The sequence below is a fragment of the Candidatus Obscuribacterales bacterium genome, from assembly GCA_036703605.1.
GTDB lineage: Bacteria > Cyanobacteriota > Cyanobacteriia > RECH01 > RECH01 > RECH01.
Map to the genome: position 1 here is coordinate 1 of DATNRH010000280.1, position 2,294 is coordinate 2,294.

A 2,294-nucleotide genomic window follows, 5' to 3' on the forward strand; every position below is an offset into this window, starting at 1 on the left:
CCCCCATAAAGAGATCAGGCCAACCCCCTATCAGAAGTTGGCCCGATGCCGTCAACCTGTAACTTTCTTTTCCTTCACTTCTTCATACAGATTCCAGACTTGCCAGCCTTCCTGCTTATCTAGACTTTTCCTCAGCTCATCGACCATCTTGTTATCCAGATCATTACTGGTTTTCTTCGCCGCCCAATCAGCCAACAGCACGATCAGATTGAGCAAAAACCTCTCCGTGAGGAAAGTCGCCAACAGCGTCTTGAGCACACCCAGCAGCATTACTCGCATAAGTCACCTCGATTAGAAGAAATACAATTCCTGTCCAGCCATCCTACGCTCCATGTGCTTCGTTTCCAGATTCTTCCAAGCCCGCTGCACCCGATTCTGGAACAGGTTATACGCATCCTTATCCCGAACAACCTCCGCACATGCCATTCCCACCTCGTTGATGAAGACATCGGGCGCATGGGTCAGCCACAGGTTAGTCCCGGTCGGCGCCAGCCCGGACACCGGCACATCTCTCTTCAGGTAGGCAAACAGCACATCGTAATCAGCATCCGGCTTGGGGAAAAACTGAATCTGATTATCCCCATAGAGCGCGTAATACTTGGGCAGCCCCTCCATGGGATATGCCCCACTGCCGTAAGCCTCGGTGGCGCTTACCCAATCAGTAGGCACTACCTCCGCTCGAGTCCCGTCGTCCATCGGAATGAAAACGCCCTCTTCCAGATCAACCATGAGAAAGCCAGCCGGCAACTCCAACGTTTCCGCAGTCGGCCCAATCTCCAACACGTCCACCTTACTGAGAAACCAGGGGACAAACGCTTGCCCCTCCAGAATCCCCTCCTGAGTCAGATCCATCTCCCCGGTGATGAACGCAGACATATCCGCCTCAGTCCGCCCGGAGAGCCGCTGCCCAATGATCTTGATTGCTGTCTGCTTATCCATTTGTGGCCCCTTTTACTAGATTGAATCCGCCCCACATTAGGCTACGGCAAAGATCTCGTATGCCCCATGCTCCACATACTCAGCCTGTGTCGTCCGCCAAGTAGTATCACCGCCGCCCCAGAAGATAGTGCTCATGATCCCGTCAATCGTCACAGTCCCGAGATCGCGGAAGATCACGCCCAGTTGCTCGAAGACCGGCTTACCATCAACCCAGACGCGAACGAAGCCGTCATCCTGTCCCAGCGTATTCATCTTCACTTCTTGCTCGATGGTATGCACCGCACCAGGCACAATGCGAAACGAACCTCGAGCCACACTAGCCCCGAAGTCATCCATCGAGTTCATGCAGTAGAGATACAGCTCCCCTTGCCCATGGGTGCGGAACATCATCCGAGAAGAGAAGCCGTTATTTGCTGGCGCCCCGCCGGAGGGACTATTCCCGCCGTAAAACCCCGGCAGCTTCCCGCCCTTAACGAAATCTACTCCCGGCTTGAACCTGACCTTATACTTCAGAAAGGCATGCTCCAGCCCGGCCAGCAGCCTGCTTTCCCAGCCCGATCCACGGATCAACGTAGTATCCCCGACATACGCGCCAGCTTCCACATTCGTTCGGAAATACGCCTGCCCATCGAAGTCCGCATGAGCGGGCATCAAGTCAGTAGCATCCAGCCCCCAAACTCCAGTGCCGCCCAGATCCACATTGAAGTCAGTAGTCAGCACAGCCTCGACGGTTCCCTGCGTCGGCACATACGCAGTCTTGCCCCCAACATTCGCTGCCTCAGCATCGCGGCGCCGGAACCACGTCGGAGTCAACAGGGCATGAGTGGCAATCGCAGCCCCGCTCACATTGTTGATCGTCGCGGAGTAGAATGGCGTCGTCACATCCGCATCAGTCAAATCGTAGATGTCCATGCGCCCAATCAGTATACTTTCAAATTGAGCCCCATTGCTGAAGCCTAGAAGCCTGATCGACGGATCATTATTGGTGGCGTCCGGCGCACTGGGAATGGTCTGCACCAGCTCTTGCCAACCGGCACCCGGAGTGACAGCCAGATTACTCCCGGCGAGGTTAGCACTCACATCGTAGTACGCCACCTGGAACGTATCAGTAAAACCCTCGAGAGTATCAGGATTCACCCACACCCGAATTTCATACTGATGCCCAGGCACCAACTTCTGCGGCAAATCAATCCATTGCTGATGATTATCCACTCCATCAAAGTAGACCTTAACCGCGCCATACCCTCCATCCTGATCCACCTGCCCATGAGTCTTGGTAACGTTGGCGCTGGACTCCAGCCAAGGCGTGTCCTCAGTAATGATCGGGTACAGCCCAATGTTGGGATTAACCAAAG

General features: G+C 54.8%; 3 protein-coding genes. All 3 read right to left on the reverse strand.

Translation table 11 applies throughout. The annotated features are described in order from the left end of the window. Window positions 1–51 precede the first annotated feature (51 nt). Window positions 52–279 carry a hypothetical protein gene (locus tag V6D20_05955; protein ID HEY9815330.1) on the reverse strand — a complete coding sequence of 76 codons (228 nt, stop codon included), beginning with the start codon at window positions 277–279 and terminating at the stop codon, window positions 52–54. Window positions 280–291: 12 nt separating this feature from the next. Then, window positions 292–939: a hypothetical protein gene (locus tag V6D20_05960; protein ID HEY9815331.1), complete on the reverse strand. Its 648-nt coding sequence runs from the start codon at window positions 937–939 to the stop codon at window positions 292–294. 36 nt (window positions 940–975) lie between these two features. Next, window positions 976–2,294: hypothetical protein (locus V6D20_05965; GenBank protein HEY9815332.1), on the reverse strand; the 1,319-nt coding region annotated here is incomplete at its 5' end.

Excerpts from the sequence above, each read along its gene's own strand:
- V6D20_05955 (HEY9815330.1), bottom strand. The coding sequence starts at position 279 with ATGCGAGTAATGCTGCTGGGTGTGCTCAAGACGCTGTTGGCGACTTTC.
- V6D20_05960 (HEY9815331.1), bottom strand. The coding sequence starts at position 939 with ATGGATAAGCAGACAGCAATCAAGATCATTGGGCAGCGGCTCTCCGGG.